At 44.0% G+C, this 16,324-nt stretch carries 13 protein-coding genes; 3 read left to right on the top strand and 10 right to left on the bottom strand.

Annotation, left to right across the window (positions count from 1 at the left end):
* The 7 genes from C7Y66_RS08825 to C7Y66_RS08795 all read right to left on the bottom strand — a co-directional run.
* The coding region (locus tag C7Y66_RS08825; RefSeq protein WP_146149758.1) for a DegT/DnrJ/EryC1/StrS family aminotransferase at nucleotides 1-179 on the bottom strand (179 nt) is incomplete at its 3' end.
* Nucleotides 176-1,303 carry a Gfo/Idh/MocA family protein gene (locus C7Y66_RS08820; RefSeq protein ID WP_199197321.1) on the bottom strand — a complete coding sequence of 376 codons (1,128 nt, stop codon included), beginning with the start codon at nucleotides 1,301-1,303 and terminating at the stop codon, nucleotides 176-178. The genes C7Y66_RS08820 and C7Y66_RS08825, both read right to left, overlap by 4 nt.
* A gap of 83 nt (nucleotides 1,304-1,386) precedes the next feature.
* Entirely contained in the window at nucleotides 1,387-2,367 is a 981-nt protein-coding gene (locus tag C7Y66_RS08815) for a hypothetical protein (RefSeq protein ID WP_106545283.1), read from the bottom strand.
* A gap of 12 nt (nucleotides 2,368-2,379) precedes the next feature.
* Nucleotides 2,380-4,656: a N,N-dimethylformamidase beta subunit family domain-containing protein gene (locus tag C7Y66_RS08810; RefSeq protein ID WP_106545282.1), complete on the bottom strand. Its 2,277-nt coding sequence runs from the start codon at nucleotides 4,654-4,656 to the stop codon at nucleotides 2,380-2,382.
* 1 nt (nucleotide 4,657) lies between these two features.
* Nucleotides 4,658-5,170 carry an acyltransferase gene (locus tag C7Y66_RS08805; RefSeq protein WP_106545281.1) on the bottom strand — a complete coding sequence of 171 codons (513 nt, stop codon included), beginning with the start codon at nucleotides 5,168-5,170 and terminating at the stop codon, nucleotides 4,658-4,660.
* Between the two features lie 46 nt (nucleotides 5,171-5,216).
* Nucleotides 5,217-6,530: a polysaccharide ABC transporter ATP-binding protein gene (locus tag C7Y66_RS08800; RefSeq protein ID WP_106545280.1), complete on the bottom strand. Its 1,314-nt coding sequence runs from the start codon at nucleotides 6,528-6,530 to the stop codon at nucleotides 5,217-5,219.
* Between the two features lie 84 nt (nucleotides 6,531-6,614).
* Nucleotides 6,615-7,439: an ABC transporter permease gene (locus C7Y66_RS08795; RefSeq protein WP_106545279.1), complete on the bottom strand. Its 825-nt coding sequence runs from the start codon at nucleotides 7,437-7,439 to the stop codon at nucleotides 6,615-6,617.
* Between the two features lie 65 nt (nucleotides 7,440-7,504).
* On the opposite strand from C7Y66_RS08795, the gene C7Y66_RS30975 reads away from it, so the two are divergent.
* The 3 genes from C7Y66_RS30975 to C7Y66_RS08785 all read left to right on the top strand — a co-directional run bounded on the left by C7Y66_RS30975 (nucleotide 7,505) and on the right by C7Y66_RS08785 (nucleotide 12,272).
* Nucleotides 7,505-7,669 (top strand): hypothetical protein, encoded by a 165-nt coding sequence (locus C7Y66_RS30975; protein WP_158265890.1) that lies wholly within the window; start codon nucleotides 7,505-7,507, stop codon nucleotides 7,667-7,669.
* A gap of 1,012 nt (nucleotides 7,670-8,681) precedes the next feature.
* Nucleotides 8,682-10,955: a tyrosine-protein kinase domain-containing protein gene (locus C7Y66_RS08790; RefSeq protein ID WP_106545278.1), complete on the top strand. Its 2,274-nt coding sequence runs from the start codon at nucleotides 8,682-8,684 to the stop codon at nucleotides 10,953-10,955.
* A 438-nt stretch (nucleotides 10,956-11,393) separates the two neighbouring features.
* A complete protein-coding gene (locus tag C7Y66_RS08785) occupies nucleotides 11,394-12,272 on the top strand; it encodes a WecB/TagA/CpsF family glycosyltransferase (protein ID WP_199197320.1) in 879 nt (292 codons plus the stop codon).
* Nucleotides 12,273-12,343: 71 nt separating this feature from the next.
* Here C7Y66_RS08785 and ileS read toward each other — a convergent pair whose 3' ends face one another.
* Genes ileS through C7Y66_RS08770 form a run of 3 tightly spaced genes read right to left on the bottom strand, consistent with a single transcriptional unit; the run spans nucleotide 12,344 to nucleotide 16,293 of the window.
* Nucleotides 12,344-15,280: an isoleucine--tRNA ligase gene (gene ileS, locus C7Y66_RS08780; RefSeq protein ID WP_106545284.1), complete on the bottom strand. Its 2,937-nt coding sequence runs from the start codon at nucleotides 15,278-15,280 to the stop codon at nucleotides 12,344-12,346.
* Nucleotides 15,281-15,313: 33 nt separating this feature from the next.
* A complete protein-coding gene (locus C7Y66_RS08775; protein ID WP_106545277.1) occupies nucleotides 15,314-15,871 on the bottom strand; it encodes an S-layer family protein in 558 nt (185 codons plus the stop codon).
* A gap of 14 nt (nucleotides 15,872-15,885) precedes the next feature.
* Nucleotides 15,886-16,293, bottom strand: coding sequence for a hypothetical protein (locus C7Y66_RS08770; RefSeq protein ID WP_106545276.1), 408 nt, complete (start codon nucleotides 16,291-16,293; stop codon nucleotides 15,886-15,888).
* Nucleotides 16,294-16,324: the final 31 nt, after the last annotated feature.

Here is a 16,324-nt window from a genome sequence, read left to right as displayed (position 1 = left end):
GTGCCTGTATTGACAGCAATGCCAGAATCGGCATTACAGTAATGAGCGAATTCTTCTTCGAGAGCAACAACCTCGCTACCTAGCACAAATTGCGTGCTTTCTAAAGCTTTAAAAACAGCAGCATCAATTTCGTCTTTAATGCTCAAATACTGCGCTTTTAAGTCTACAAATGGGATCATACTGCTACCTCTACTCCGCTTAGTTCAACTAATTGACCTTGCTGCTTGATGGACTGGGTAGCAGCCTCTAGAATTCTGACGACCCGCAGTCCTGCTTCCCCATCGGTAATTGGACGTTTGCCTTGCTGGATGCAATCAACAAAGTGTAATGCTTCGGTTTGCAATGCTTCAGTCATATCTAACTTTGGCGACCACATATCTCCGGTGCGATAGCCAACTAACATTTGGTAAACGTTCTCAGGACTGCCATTGACTGTAATTCCTTTGTCGTATACCTTAATCTTTTCACATGGCTCCAAGTCGTCATAGCAGATCATTTTTTGACTGCCCCCAAGCAGGGTACGACGAACTTTAACTGGCGCTAGCCAATTTACGTGAATGTGGGCGATCGCGCTGTTGTCAAAAAATAATGTTAGGTAGGCAATGTTTTCTGGTTCGCCAGGAATGTGACTCATCCCTGTCGCCGAGACAGCGGTTGGCTTAGCTTGTAACACGTAGTCCATAATCGAGAGGTCGTGGACTGCCAAATCCCAAATCACATTCACATCGTGCTGGAATAGCCCCAAGTTGACCCGGACAGAATCGTAGTAATAAACGTCGCCTATTGCTTTGCTGGCAACGAGTTCTTGCATCTTACGGACTGCACCCGTGTAAACAAAGGTGTGGTCTACCATCAGTACCAAATTCCGCCGTTGAGCTTCCTCAATCAGTCTGATGGCTTGTTGGGAGCTGACAGTCATTGGTTTTTCGACGAGTACGTGTTTGCCAGCCTGCAAAGCTGCTAAGGCTAAGTCGTAATGAGTCGAAACTGGGGTCGCGATCGCGATCGCGTCGATATTTGGATCTGCAAATAAGTCTTGGCTATCTGTCGTTACTTTCACGGCTGGGTAACGCGATTGCACTTTAGCCAGCCTTTCTATTTTAAAATCGCTGACAGCTACGACCTTTGCTCCTGGGAGATCGGCAAAGGTACGGACTAAATTGGGACCCCAATAGCCATAGCCTATGACACCAATATTAATTGTATGAATTGCCGAATTTTGCTTGTCTGTACAAATATTTCCCTGCTCGGGGTAAGTACTTGAATCGACATTTTGTGTTAAGCGATCGCGAGTATTTGTCATAGGAGTAGATCGGTAGAAGTAAGGTTACAAAACTTCAATTACTAAAAAAAAACGATAGCGATCGATCGGTTAGCTAATAGTTTTTAGACTTTGCTAAAAGCAATCTTATCAACGGCAAATTTTCTAAGAAATTGCATCTGTCCGGTTTGCAGATCGACAGAAAATAAAGAATTACTGCCTTCTAGATTGGGATCGGCAAGTGCAAATAGTTGATTGGAGGGAGAAAAGGCGAGACATGCCAAGTCATTTGATAAAGGACGACCGTTAAACCTCAGTTCCACTAAATTGATAACTCTTCCTCTACCAGTGATCGGAGACTTATTTGTCAGATCGAACTGCACCAGAATTGGGTTGCCACCAGGATCGATACTAGTACCGTAAATGTTGCCATCCGAGGATTGGGCGAGATTGCTGTACCGATTAAATGGAGGTAAATTTGGTAGATCGGAGCGAGAATCGACTTGACCTGATTTTGAGTCAATTAATCCTAGCTCGAAAGGCGGTTGACCTTGGGTAAGGCTAACAATACCTAGAAGTTGGTCTTGTTGAATGGCGAGTAGGCTCTCAATTGTATTGTTCTTTTTGATTTTTTTAGCTTTCAAGCCTTTTGTAGCGGACTTTTTACTATCTGGACTGAAAACGATGAAGCGATTTAGATCGCCCTTGCGAGTCGATGCTAGAGCCGCAACAACAAATGTCCCATCTGATAAGGCAGTAAAACCAGTGATTCGTTCGCTCTGCTTTTTGATGATAAAAGCTTTACTTGCAGTTTCAGTTGCGTCCTGTTGATTTTGAACGGCTTGTTCGGCAATTTCAGTAGATAACAATTCCTGACCTGTGGCAAGATCTAAGGATTGCAAAATCATTCCAGGGGTTTTGTTTGCTGCTTTCTCATCAACTAAGTCTTCTGTGATGCTACTGCTAGCAGGGGTTAGGCGCACGCCGTAAATGACGAGTTGTGTTTGGGCAACTGTTTTTTTGGCTGCTAAATTGGAGAGTACGGTTGTAGCGGCACTAGCGATCGCTAGCTGACCGAATCGGCGGCGTTTTAATCTCAAGTTCATACGAAGTTATTCTTAAGGCACAATTATGTTGACATCTGGAGACTGAGGCTTAGCCCCCAAGTCTGCTAGTACGTTGACAGCAATTTGCTTAGCGCGTATATCTTCGCGGTTGACCCGAGCGCCATCAGTATCCAACCCAAACATCCAATGAACCGATCCAGTCGCAAATACCTTAGCGCCACTGGCAGCAGTGTAACGGGCTGCGTTGGAAATATTGATATTAGTTCCAGGTGGGAGATCGGAATCAAAGGAACCGTTGGGGTTAACTGCTGATTCGCTCAAAACGACAAGATTGCTGGGAGCAGCACCATTATTAATCGCTGCATCCCATTCATAACCCACTAACCCACTTAGCGTGTCTCCATTGTTCAAGTTGGTGTTGGCGTAGTAAGGATCGCTACTATTGGTGACAACAAAATCATACCCGCCGTAGTAAGGGTTATTGTAATCGTAAGTCCAATACAACCCCCCATTATCGCCTGTATACATGACACCGATCAAAGCGTTTTCAGGTCGATTGTTTTGTTGGCTGCGGAACTTGTTCGTAGGTGCGACGGGATCTGTCACATCCTTATAGCACGCCATGATGCGGTTGTTTCCCCCAGTGGGGCTATTTTCAAACCGAACTCGCCAATAGCAAGTGTTGGCTGAGAAGAAAGCTAAATTAACTCCTGCGTCCCTGGCTTGTTCGACAGCATTTCTCTCTTCTAGCGACCAATATTCGTCATGACCGACGGATAAAAATATTTTGTGCTGTCGCAATAGCTGTGGGTTTTCATGAACGTCCATGTTCGTGACGTAAGAGACGTTATAGCCCTGAGACTCTAACCATCGCACCATATGACGCTCCCAGCGTAATATGGAGTGCATTTCTTCGGGACGGATACTAGCGGCTGAAAACGGGCGATCGTAAGAAACCTTCAGCGCTTTTTGACCGCCAATACTGTTATATGTGTATAAACTGTAACCGCCAAAAGTACTATAAGCTAAATATGTGGTAAAGCTACTCTGGAATAAGATGTCAGAAGTACTACTGTCATCGCGGACAACGAACCATATCTGTGACTGTTTACCAGTTGCTAAGATGGTCAGCTTCGCAAAATACAAACCGCTCGTCCAATCATTACCTATTGCCAGCGTATAGGAAGTTGCCCAGTTACACTCGATCAGGCGGGTCGTACTGTCGAAGGTACAAGCAGGCTGCGTAGTTCCATTCAGCGCACCGCTGCTAGCGACTAATCGCGCTCCCGCACCTTCGTAGTAACCTAAGCGATACACGTCAATAGTGAATTGCGCACTATATCCTAGAGAAACTTTAATTGGCAACGATCCGCCCTTATTGACGCTGGTTGCACCAGCATAGCCACAGATCTCACCATTTGTATCGTAGTTAGAGTTGGGGATTCTCCAGTCGGGATTACCTGGTTTTTGGTTTTCTAGGTAGATGGGGTTGGGGTTTGTGGGATTGGCTCTGGTGGTAAAAGCAGTAAAAGTCACGCTGCCTATGTTATCGGCTGTTGCAGTAACTGTATTTGCTGCACCACCCGTCGTTCCTAAAGTCAATGTTGTACTTGCTTGTCCGTTGGCATTGGTGACGGCGCTCGTAGGTGAAACGGAACCACCCCCACCACTCACGGCAAAGTTGACAGTCACCCCTGATTGAGGGCTGCCAGCAGGGTTTCTCACTTGAACGACTAATGGGTTAGCCAGGGTTGTTCCTACTCCGCCGCTCTGATTATCGCCACTGACTTTAGAAATTGTGGAAACAGGGGTAGCGGAGAAGACTACATCGCGGTAATAGTTGGTGTTGCGATAAGAACTGCTGGGAAAAGCGCCTGGACTTACGTTGTAAACTCCGTTATTGCCGTCAGCGACCGAGCTAAGGTCGCCGTTGACAATTGAGCTTGCCAATTCATCGTTATAAGCAGCATAGAAGCTGTTGATGTTGACAGAAACCACATAAGTTGTATTGGCTTGAATGTTCAGCGGCGTGCTAAGAGCTTGCTGCTGCCATCCTGATGCTGTCTCATTTGAGAAGCTCACAGTTGCCAATGGAGTGCCACCACCTGCTGCCCAGATTTTGCCAGTATGATTACCAGCCTCGCTTGCAGCTTTCCAAAATCGAATTGCAGTTATCTGACCGACGCTTGTACTGCGGAATTTCATCCCCAGTTCGTAAGGAACTCCGTCGCTAAGATTTTGAATATTAGGTGTTTGTGTTGTAAATAATGTCTGCTCAGTCTGAGCTTGAGCTATAAGAAATTCATCTAGATTGAATTGTTCGGTCATTTCAAATACTCGCTTTTGAGCCGTTATTCATTAATTCGCGTCCATCGGCAATATTGCCGACTACCCGCGCGGGGACTCCCACTACAGTTGCGCGATCGGGAACATCGCGAGTCACAACTGCTCCAGCGCCAACTATGGCATTTTCTCCAATTGTGACTCCTGGCAGGATAGTGGCATTGCTGCCAATAGAAGCACGACGCTTTACTCTGGTCTCAATGACAGACCAGTCAGCTTCAGTTTGCAGGCTGCTATCTTCGTTGGTGGCACGAGGGTAAAGGTCGTTGGTAAACATAACTCCATGACCGATAAATACTTCGTCTTCTATAACCACACCCTCGCAGATAAAAGTATGCGATGATACTTTACACCTAGCACCAACGACCGCATTTTTTTGAATTTCTACAAAAGTACCAATTTTGGTTTCAGCACCAATTTTACAACCATAAAGATTGACTAACTGTGGATGAAAAATACTCACGCGATCGCCTAGTTCTACATCATGATTTATTGCCATCTTTTTTTAGTCTTAACTATAATTAAACCTGAAAACTGCCGTTCGATTAATTAAGTTTTTCTGTCAAAACTTTTTCTGATGGAACTGCGTGCCAAATCGCATCTTCCAAGTAAACACACTCATCCGACTGCCACGGATACTCTTCCCGCTCGATCCCGTGCATCGTGACTTCAAACGGACAAATATTTCTCAAATTTTCTAGTAAATTACTACCTCGGCGCTCTGAAAACCATGTTGTTAGAGTATACAAGCCCATATATAGTCTAAGTTTGGGGATCTCGCATCGGAGAATAAACAATCCTGCTTCTCGACGAAAGGGAAGTTGCCGATCAAAATTCCAAAAAATACACACTGGTTGTTGAAACTCATTCATTATCTGGAAGGAAAAACACAGACTTTCATGCGGTTGAGTAACTTGTAAGGCAAACTCAAAAGAAATCGCTTCTCCCCAGCAGTGAACTCCTTGTTCCTCAGAGGTGTGTACTTTTGCCCAAGCTAGATAGTTGCCAGTTTTATCTAAAGGAGCTTGGTAATAAGCTGGTTGCTCGTCAGCCATTTTTTGTCCGGCAATATATAACCGTACTGCTGTATCAGTAGCACCATCAAATTGAACGCTTCCTTTTGAAAGTAAGATGCAACGTTTAGTCAATTGCGCGATCGCCTGCATACTGTGGCTGACAAACAAAACTGTTCGCCCTTCTTTGGTAGCCACGTCGTTCATTTTTCCCAAACACTTCTTTTGAAAGGCTGAGTCACCTACTGCTAAAACTTCATCTACAATCAAAACATCTGGTTCTAAGTAAGCTGCTACTGCAAAGGCAAGACGCACGTACATACCAGAAGAGTAGCGCTTGACTGGGGTATCTAAAAACTTCTCGACTTCAGCAAAATCAACAATTTCATCGAACTTCTTTTTAATTTCAGCTCGACTCATGCCAAGAATGGAGCCGTTCAGATAGATATTTTCACGTCCAGTTAGTTCTGGATGAAAGCCAGTACCGACTTCTAATAAACTAGCGACTCGTCCGGCGATCTCTATGCTGCCAGTGGTAGGTTCGGTAATGCGGCTCAAAAGTTTTAACAGTGTCGATTTACCTGCGCCATTGCGTCCAATAATTCCAACTGCTTCACCTTGATTAATCTCAAAGAAAACATCCTTGAGCGCCCAAAATTCTTCAAGATTAGATTGAAAATTTTGTTTACCATTTTGTGGCAAAAATGTTTTAGAAAGCCTTTGAAACTTATTCCCGATGACATCTCTTAAAGTCTTATAGCGATAGAAACCAGCAGGTTCTTCTCTTTGGTGACTGATGATGTATTTCTTTCCCAGTTGCTCAATGCGAATAAGTGGCTCGGACACGCACTCAACTCCTGATAATACAATTTCTGATAATACAACCTATATTGGCTTGGCGATCGCCAAATTCAAATTGCAAATTCCAATTTAAATAATGTCAGCGAAAGTTCGTTCCATTTTGCGAAAATACCAAACTCCGCTCGCAACCAGCAAAATAACAATTCCCACTGACAAAATGAATCCTGGGAGATAAATGTTTGATTCACCGCCTAAAATTGCCCAGCGGAAACCATCAATCACTCCTACCATTGGGTTTAACGAGTATAGTAAACGCCATTGTTCTGGTACGATCTTGCTACTAAAGCCAACAGGTGAGATATACAGACCAAACTGAACGATAAATGGCACGACATAGCGAAAATCGCGATATTCTACGTTTAGTGCCGCTAACCAAAGCCCTCCTCCTACAGCAGCAGCAAAGGCAATTAAAATAAATAAGGGTAAGGTCAATATGCGCCAATCGGGAATAAAATTGTACCAAGCCATCAAGGCTAGTAGAATCATGCCTGAAATCATAAAATCTACAAAGCTGACAATCACTGTACTGGCGGGTACAATTAAGCGAGGAAAGTAAACTTTAGAAATTAAATTGGTATTGACGATTAAACTATTACTAGACTCAGATAAGGAATTAGCAAAAAACTGCCAAGGTAACATGGCTGCAAATACCAAAATTGGGTATGGTGCGCCTTCTGAAGGTAGCTTTGCCAAGTTGCCAAACACGACTGTAAATACAACCATTGTTAGAAATGGTCGAATCAAAGCCCAAGCAATGCCTATGGCTGTTTGCTTGTAGCGCACGAGAATATCCCGCCAAGCCAAGAAGTAGAATAGCTCTCGGTAACGCCACAAATCTTGCCAATACTGGCTCTCAGTACGACCAGCTTGTATAGTTAGTTTTCTCGTCTGCATATGCTTACAGCTACCAGCCTACCTAATAGTTTCATTTGACTCTATATGCATGAACTTGCATTCTAATGAATGACTATCCGCCATCTGCGGTCGATCCCAGCTCAAATCTTATGCAGATATCGGCAAGTTGCCATGCCAATCTCCTCACCTTGAGTCAGATGGTTGCAGACTTGCACTATGTCATTTGCACGTTTGCCACCATTACAGACTGGTTAACCTTACGGCACTGATGTAGCTAATGCGACAATGGCAGTACGGTTTGATTCTGCAAACGAGGCAATCGAGCTGTGATGGAAATTGCTTGAGAAACTAGCAATACCTGGCTCAGTGCAAAAAAACGGAGGCTAACTTGCTTACCAAATTCAGGTAAGGTCGTGTAGAGACGGTTTACGATCGCCAAGCAAGTGACACAAAGCGCCAAAACGGTTCGCGATCGCCAAGCGGCTATTCTAAAATTAAATGCTGTTTCTATAGTCTAACCAGTAAAATTGAACCCCCGAGCATTTGCTTGTACGGGCTGGTAATGCAAGCAAAGATTGTAGTTGCCATCTAAGGGACGTTCGGCTCCGGTAGCACCGTGAGTGCTTCCAAAACTGGCTTATAGGATGACCAAATTGTATAAATAAATTTCGAGTTGTTACGTACATGTTTCTTAAGTAGCTCTCTCACCCACGATTTTTAACGAACTGCAAGAGCCTTGTCTGACTGGATCGCAAAGAATCGGTCGGCTCAGATCCCCTTACCTAGTTTGGTATCGCACCGATTTAGATTTGATACCAGCAGAAACTATTGCTACCTCAGCAGATAACAGTTTCCTCCAACTAGATATTGTAATAGTTAAAAAACTAATCAAATAGAGTAGACGTTTTGGTAGGTTGCATCAAAATCCCGTAGCAAGGATTGCAGAGATTTGTGTATAAGTTCATTCAATCACTGTAGTGATAGATATACAATAAAGAAAAAATAAAGATAATGTAAACTTTCTGTGAAGTACTTTACAGGAGATCCAGAAACCGAAATTTTGTTTAAAACGGATTGATCATCTTATAGACTAGGTGGTAGATTTATACATGCCCTCCCAATCGAGAGTAGCAAGGACTTGTTTTTAGTCGTATACGTACTCAACTCCCTAAAGAGGGAGAGAAGTGGCGAGTAGACTGTGTATTCAGTTGAGTATCAGGCTGACTTCAGACTTGAGTAAGTTTCTAAGACCCGTTATTAAAAAATAAACAGAGTCTACATATGAGAAATGTTAGCTCCTCTCAACAGTTGCCTCCTCAGACCTACAGCCAGCAACTTCAGCCTCAGCCTCAGCTCTACACGACTCAACCTGACGACACCAATGAAGGTGGATTGAATGTCAGTTGGTTGCTAGGAGCGATTCGGCGCAGAATACTAACAATTCTGATCGGTACAACCGCAATTGCCAGTGTATCTGTGTTACTAGCTGCGACTGGTACTCCAACCTATGTCGCTAAGTTCGAGCTGTTAACCGAACCCGTGACTGCTGAAGATAAAGTTGTATCCTCTAAAGAGGAAGAGAAAGAAGAAAAGGATTCTCCGGGGTTAGATGAGACAACTTTGAAGGTTTTACAAAGTCCGAAGTTGATGTCTCCCATTACCCAAAAACTACAATTATATTACCCTGGTAGCAGCACGCCTCAATTGAACATTAAGCTGTTGCCCAACACAAATATTTTAGAAGTTAGCTATAAAGATCCTAATTTTGAAAAAGTTCAATTTGTCTTGGACACGGTAGCTGAGGCTTACTTAAAATACAGCCTAGAAGAACGTCAGACAGATGTTAATTTAGGAATTCAGTTTGTCGAATCTCAGCTACCACAATTGCAGCGGCAAGTTGAATTCTTGCAACAGCGCCTTCAAGGTTTTCGGCAACGACATGGTATTGTGAATTCCGATACTCAAGGTCAACATCTCTCTTATCAGCTCGATCGAATTGAACAGAAGCGACTGGAGATCCAGACTCAGTTATCTAGTAGCACAGCTTTTTACAATAATCTGTACGAAAAACTGCGATTGCAACCGGATACAGCGGCAGCAATTACCGAACTGAGCGAATCGTCTCACTATCTGAAGCTGTTCAACTTACTTCAAGATGTAGAAACTAAAATTGCGGCGAAATCGTCTCGTTACAAAGAAGATAGTCCTGAATTTCAATCTCTATTAGCTCAACAACAGCAGTTGCTGCAAGCTGTCAGAAAAGAGAAACGGCGAATCTTGGGAGATCGATTGCCAAATGGAACGACAGACTTGATAGACACAGCCTCTCCCGGTTCGGCTCGTTTAAGAGAAATTCAAAAATTGACTAATGCTGCTAAGCAAATTCAGTCCTTAAAAGCGCAAGACTACACCCTAAATAAGTCCGAGAACTTGTTAAGACAACAAGCTAAACAATTTCCGATAATTATTCGTCAGAAAGATGACTTAGAACGGCAGTTAAGAATTGCTTCCGATAACTTAAACCACTTTTTAACCAAGCGCGAAGCACTACGAATCGATGCTGCGCAAAAGCAAGTACCTTGGCAAATACTCACGCCTCCTAGCGAACCTCAAAATACCGCACCTACCGTTCAGCGTAATTTAGTTCTAGGCACAGCTTTAGGTTTATTAGTCAGTTTTGGAGTTGCTCTGCTTGTAGATAAACTTAACAACGTCTTTTATAACTCTGAAGAAATTAAAGATAAGACTAAATTGCTAATTTTAGGTGAAATTCCTAGCGTAAAATTTGATCGCAATAATAGACTGGCGCAAAAAACTGAAGTTTCTGATTTCTGGGAGTCTTTCCGCTCTCTTTACACAAACGTTTCTTTTCTCGATTTTAATGGGACTGTTCGTTCTCTAGCGATCGTCTCAGCTGCTCCCGAAGATGGTAAATCAACAGTTGCATTGTACTTAGCTCAGACAGCAGCAGCAATGGGTAAAAGAGTTTTATTGGTTGATGCAAATTTGCGGACTCCCACCATTCATAAAATGTTAAATTTATCCAACGCGCAAGGACTGAGCAATGCGATCGCCGAAGGTTTAAACTTTCAGTATGCGATCCAACAAGTGCGTAATAGCTCTGAGGAAGCTGAGGATAATGGAGCTTTTCACGAGGCTACAGCGCACAGTAGAGAAATATCCAAGGATAACTTGTTTATCTTAACTGCTGGTTCAATTCCCCCGAATCCATCGATCCTGCTTTCATCGCCACAAATGCAAAGCTTGGCAGAGCAACTGCAACAAACTTTCGATTTGGTGATATACGATACATCTCACTTGATTGGTTTTGCTGATGCAAATCTTTTAGCTAGGCATGTGGATGCTAGCATTTTGACTGTAAGTATGGGTAAAACAAACTGTTCCGCTTTAGTCAAGGCATTAGAGCAGTTAAATTTCTCTGCCACACCAGTTTTAGGTGCAGTTGCTAGTGGTATTCAAAGACAGCCTAATAAACTCAGCTTTCTATCAAAGCGTAAATATGGCGCTCGCTTGTTCGCGCTCGATCGCGCCTGAAACTTAAATTATTGTATTTAGATTGGACTCGCCAATCTTTTCTTCGGAAGCATCATACATTACGCTTGTAAAATAATCAGAATAAATGGCAGGCTTGCATCTAATTTGATTTTCTTAAGATACAGTTAAATTAAGCTATGAAAGAGTAAAAATAGAGAGCTTTAGTGATACTTTAATAAGTATAAGTTGTAAAAGACTTTGATTATTTAAAATAAAGCAATTCTGCTAAAGTTTCGGCTGAGTAATAGATCGAACAAATTTTAAATGAATCGGCAAGATACTATCAGTTTGCGAGAGGCATTCAACCTGATTCTGCAAACTATGTCAGAGATTAACAGCCGATTTCGACTGTTTTTTGTGCGTGCGGAGATGGCTTTATACATTACGCACAGCCAGGATTGTTAGCTGAGGTTCCACATTGCTGGCAACAGAGAAATAATGAAAAATACACGACAATCCACGCTAAATGATAGAGAATTATTTAGCGAACAACATCAAATTCAAAATCAATCCTTTGAGACTCTAGATTTAGAATTTAGAGTATTAAAAGTTTATAAAAAACTTGACGTGATCGATTCACCTGTTAGTGCTTTACCGTTTGAATCTCAAATTAACTTAATCTTAGAGTGGGCAACGAGTAAAGTTAGTAAATTTGTTTGTGTGGCTAACACTCATATGCTAGTAGAAGCTTACTGGCATCCAGAGTTTGCCACAGTTTTGAAGAATGCAGACCTTGTGACTCCTGATGGAATGCCTTTAGTCTGGATGTTGAAGTTGTTGGGAGCACGTACCCAAAATCGTGTTGCGGGAATAGATATTCTTTTATCTTTATGTAAACTCGCTCCTTTGAAGAACGTGAGCATATTTTTCTTAGGTTCTGAAACACCAGTTTTAGAGAAAATGAGAGAGCGCTTGGCGCGGGAATTCCCTAACTTGAAAATTGCTGGTATGGAGCCTTTGCCGTTTCATCCACTGACGCGCGCAGAAGATGAAGCTTTGGTTGAAAAAATTCATCACAGTGGTGCTGGGATTGTTTTGGTCGCTTTAGGTTGCCCGAAACAGGAATATTGGATGCAGCAACATCAAGGTAAAATCCGAGCAGTAACGATCGGATTGGGGGGAGCATTTCCTGTTTATGCAGGAGATCGAAAAAGAGCGCCCCATTGGTTGCGTTTTGGTGGTGGCGAGTGGTTGTATCGGTGGCTGCAAGAACCACTGAGACTATCGAGTCGATATGGTCAAACTATCCCAGTATTTACTTTGCTAGCTTTAAAGCAAATACTATTGTGTTACTTAGTAAAATCTCAAGGTTCATGAAATTTGATGATGTAGCGATCGCTAGTCACTGGCAATTTGCCAATAACTAACGACAGCTAACTAAACGACAATCAGAATTCTTCTGCGAGAGCGGGAATACATCGTTCGCACAAGAGCGGATGTGCTTGAGATGCGCCGACGTGTATAGAATAATTCCAACAGCGATCGCATTTTTTCCCGTCAGCCTTAGCGACCCCAATTCCCAAAGCTTCAGATTGAAAATTATATTTCAATTCTGTTAGGGTTGCGGGAGTATCGAGCAATTCTACCCCAGAAGTGATGAATAAATAGCGTAACTCATCAACACCGTTGGAATGAGTAGATGGCTGTGCGTCCGTACTGGGGTTTAAAAATTGCAGGCGTTGTCGCAAATTAGCATCGGCAACATATAATAGTACCTTTGCTTCGAGAGAAGAACCGATCGCCTTTTCAGTACGTGCTTGTTCTAATACCTTATTCACTTCCGTGCGGAGTTGGCGCAACTGAACCCAAGATTCTGCCAGCTCTGAATTTTGCCATTTGTCCTCTAACTTCACCCAGCCGGATTCAAATACAGATTCATGCGACGTGGGGTAGGGGAGATATTGCCAGATATCCTCTGCCATGTGACACAATACAGGGGCGATCGCTTTGGCTAAGTTTTCTAGGGCAATCTGCAAAACTGTTTGACAACTGCGACGGCGAAACGAATTAGCGGCACTGATATACAGCCGATCCTTGGCAATATCTAAATAGAAACTCGATAAATCTACGACACAGAAATTCTGCACGGTTTGGAAAAAACGGAAGAATTGGTATTTATCAAAAGCTTGTGTTACCTCAGTAAATACTTCCGTCATCCGGTGCAGCATATAACGATCCAATTCTGGTAACTGCTCGTATGGTACTGCATCCTGGCTGGGATCGAAATCGTGCAGATTTCCTAGTAAGAAACGAGCCGTGTTGCGAATTTTATTTCTCGCATCCGCTAACTGCTTCAAGATATTTTTACTGATCGGCACGTCTGCGGAATAATCTACCGAAGACACCCACAACCGCAACACATCTGCACCGTAGGGTGGTTCTTCTTTTTGATTCTTACCCCCGTCAATAACTACCGTGGGATCGACTCCATTGCCCAACGATTTACTCATCTTACGTCCCTGCTCGTCCACGGTATACCCGTGAGTCAAAACAGTTTTGTAAGGTGCGTGACCGTTGGTCGCAACGCTCGTGAGCAAACTAGACTGGAACCAACCGCGATGCTGATCCGATCCTTCCAGGTAAAGATCGGCTGGATAGGATAATTCCGGTCGCTGTTGAAGGACAGCCGCCCAAGAGGAACCAGAATCAAACCAAACATCCATCGTATCAATACCTTTACGGTATTTTCGCCCATTATCGCGATACTTTTCTGGGAGCAACTCTTCTACCGACATTTCCCACCAAGCATCCGAGCCTTTTTCGGCAAAGATATTTTGGACGCGAGCGATCGTCTCTTCATTCAGTAGCGGTTCTCCGGTTTCCTCGTCGTAAAATACAGGAATTGGCACGCCCCAACTACGCTGGCGGGAGATACACCAATCAGAACGCTCGGCTACCATTGCGGTGATGCGGTTTTCTCCTTGAGCGGGAATCCACCGGACATGGGCGATCTCTTGCAGGGCTGCATCTCGAAATCCTTCTACCGACGCAAACCATTGCTCAGTTGCCCGCAAAATCACGGGTTTTTTCGTCCGCCAATCGTAGGGATACTTGTGGACGTATGGTTCTTCCTTCAGCAGCGAACCAGCTTGTTCTAAAGCTTGAACGACTGCGGCGTTACCTTCCCCTAATACGTTGAGCTTGGCAAATTGTCCGGCTTCTGCTGTAAAGTTACCATCAGCATCGACGGGAGAGAGGATCGGCAAATTATAGCGCATCCCCACTTGATAGTCTTCTTGTCCGTGTCCTGGTGCAGTGTGGACGAGTCCCGTACCGGATTCTGTCGTCACGTAGTCGCCGCCAATGACAATTGGATTTTCGCGATCGCACAAGGGATGGCGATACTTGCAGTGTTCTAGTTCGTAGCCTTTGAATGTAGCTTTGACAGTGAGTTGAGCGCCAAGTGTTACAGATAATCTCTCCACTAAATCCGCCGCAACAATGAGGTATTGTGGATTTTGGTCACGCAAAGACGCGAAGGCGCTAAGGGTGCTTTGCGTCTCTGCGTCTTTGCGTGACATTTCCACCACGGCATAAGTTAAGTCGGGGTTGACTGCAACTGCTAAGTTGGCTGGAATTGTCCAAGGGGTTGTCGTCCAGATGGCTACCCAAAGATGGGGGAGGAAGGATTTGAGTTTGGGGAAGACTGATGGCTCGATGTGAGTCATCGGAAAAGCTGCATAGAGACTGCGGGAGGTGTGTCCTTCGGGATACTCTAGTTCTGCTTCGGCTAGGGCGGTTTTCGAGCTGGGACTCCAGTAAACGGGTTTGAAGCCGCGATAAACGTAGCCTTTTAAGACCATCTGCCCAAATACGCCGATTTGGGCAGCTTCATATTTTGGTTTGAGAGTCAAATAGGAGTTTTCCCAATCACCGATTACCCCCCAGCGTTTGAGGCTGGCGCATTGTTCTTGCATTGCTTTGAGGGCGAAGTCCCGTGCTTTGTGGCGCAGTTCTAAAGGTGTGAGCGAAGCGCGTTCCTGCGGCTTCATGCTTTGGATGACTTTGAGTTCGATAGGCAATCCGTGACAGTCCCAACCGTGAATGCAGCGAACTTTACGCCCTTGTTGGAGTTGATAGCGATTGATGATGTCTTTGAGGATTTTATTCAGGGCATGACCGATATGTAACGAACCGTTGGCGTAGGGGGGTCCATCGTGTAAAGTGAAAATCTCGCCAGAATTTTGCTGTGACAGGCGATCGTAAATTTGATTTTCTGCCCAAAACTTTTGGATCTCTGGCTCGCGCTTGGTGGCGTTTGCCCGCATGTCAAATTTGGTTTTGGGCAGGTTTACGGTATCTTTGTAGCTTCCTAGTTCTGTCACAGCTTTGTCTAAAATAGGGACAAGGTTATTCAACTATTTTAGAAGTATTTCTGCGGCAGGATAAGTTCCGTTACAGTTTAATGCAGGCGATCGCATTTTATTTGTAGATGCAGCCATCAATATAACTTCATTTTTTTCGTTGAATGCCCATTGAGTCGCTTCGACAATTTGAGTTGGGACAATTTGAGTTGGGGCAGAATTTACGACGCGATCGGGTATTGTGTTGGAGCGGCTCTCTGCTTCAGGTTCCAGCATCGCCCAATCAGTTAGGACTGTCTCAGCATTGAGTCGTTCTCTCGGGTTAGGTGGTAAGCCGCCGCGTCCATTGACGACGAATTGATTCTCGCTGCCAGTGGCACAACCAGCCACAATTTGGTTAGAAGCATCGACTAATTCTACTGGTAATACAACTAATCCTTGACTGGGATCGACATCTATATCGTCTATTGTCACTACGCCATCAATACCGCGATCGCTCGTCGCAGCGATCCGACTGTCGGGAGAGATAAACAGCCCTCGGACATTAATTTCGATATTACCACCACGACCTGCAAAAGCATTGGCAGCGATCTCGCTGTTTTCCAGTGCCACTAAGAACGTCGTATCTATATTGATATTGCCTCCATCTCCTCCAACTTCTGCCGTACCTGCGGTACTCGATATTTGAGACTATTATTGGCGTTATTAAGGTAAGCAGAGCGTCCAGTTAAAACCGAAAAGGAGTCGAAACTGTGGAACAAATTATCGCCTCGTGTTGCTCCACCAGAAATAACATCAACCGTAGGATCGACAGGTTGAGATGTAACAATAGACTCCTCTGTTCCCAATGTATTATCTGGTACAACTTGAGCTGAAGCAAAATTTTCCAGGCTAGCGATCGCACCACAAATCGCTATAGCAGATATCCAACCTACCTTACAATGATTTTTGTGTTTCCCAGCCATGACAACCATTACCCCTTTCCCAGCAGATGCGATCGAGTCAAATAACACGCATAAATAAATACGATACATGAGCGTATGACTATATACGGTTACAAATTAT

Origin of the sequence: Chroococcidiopsis sp. CCALA 051, assembly GCF_003015105.1 — a bacterium.
GTDB classification, from domain to species: domain Bacteria; phylum Cyanobacteriota; class Cyanobacteriia; order Cyanobacteriales; family Chroococcidiopsidaceae; genus Chroococcidiopsis; species Chroococcidiopsis thermalis.
The sequence above is the reverse complement of the archived record's forward strand: the minus strand, read 5'-3'. Positions and strand labels throughout refer to the sequence as shown.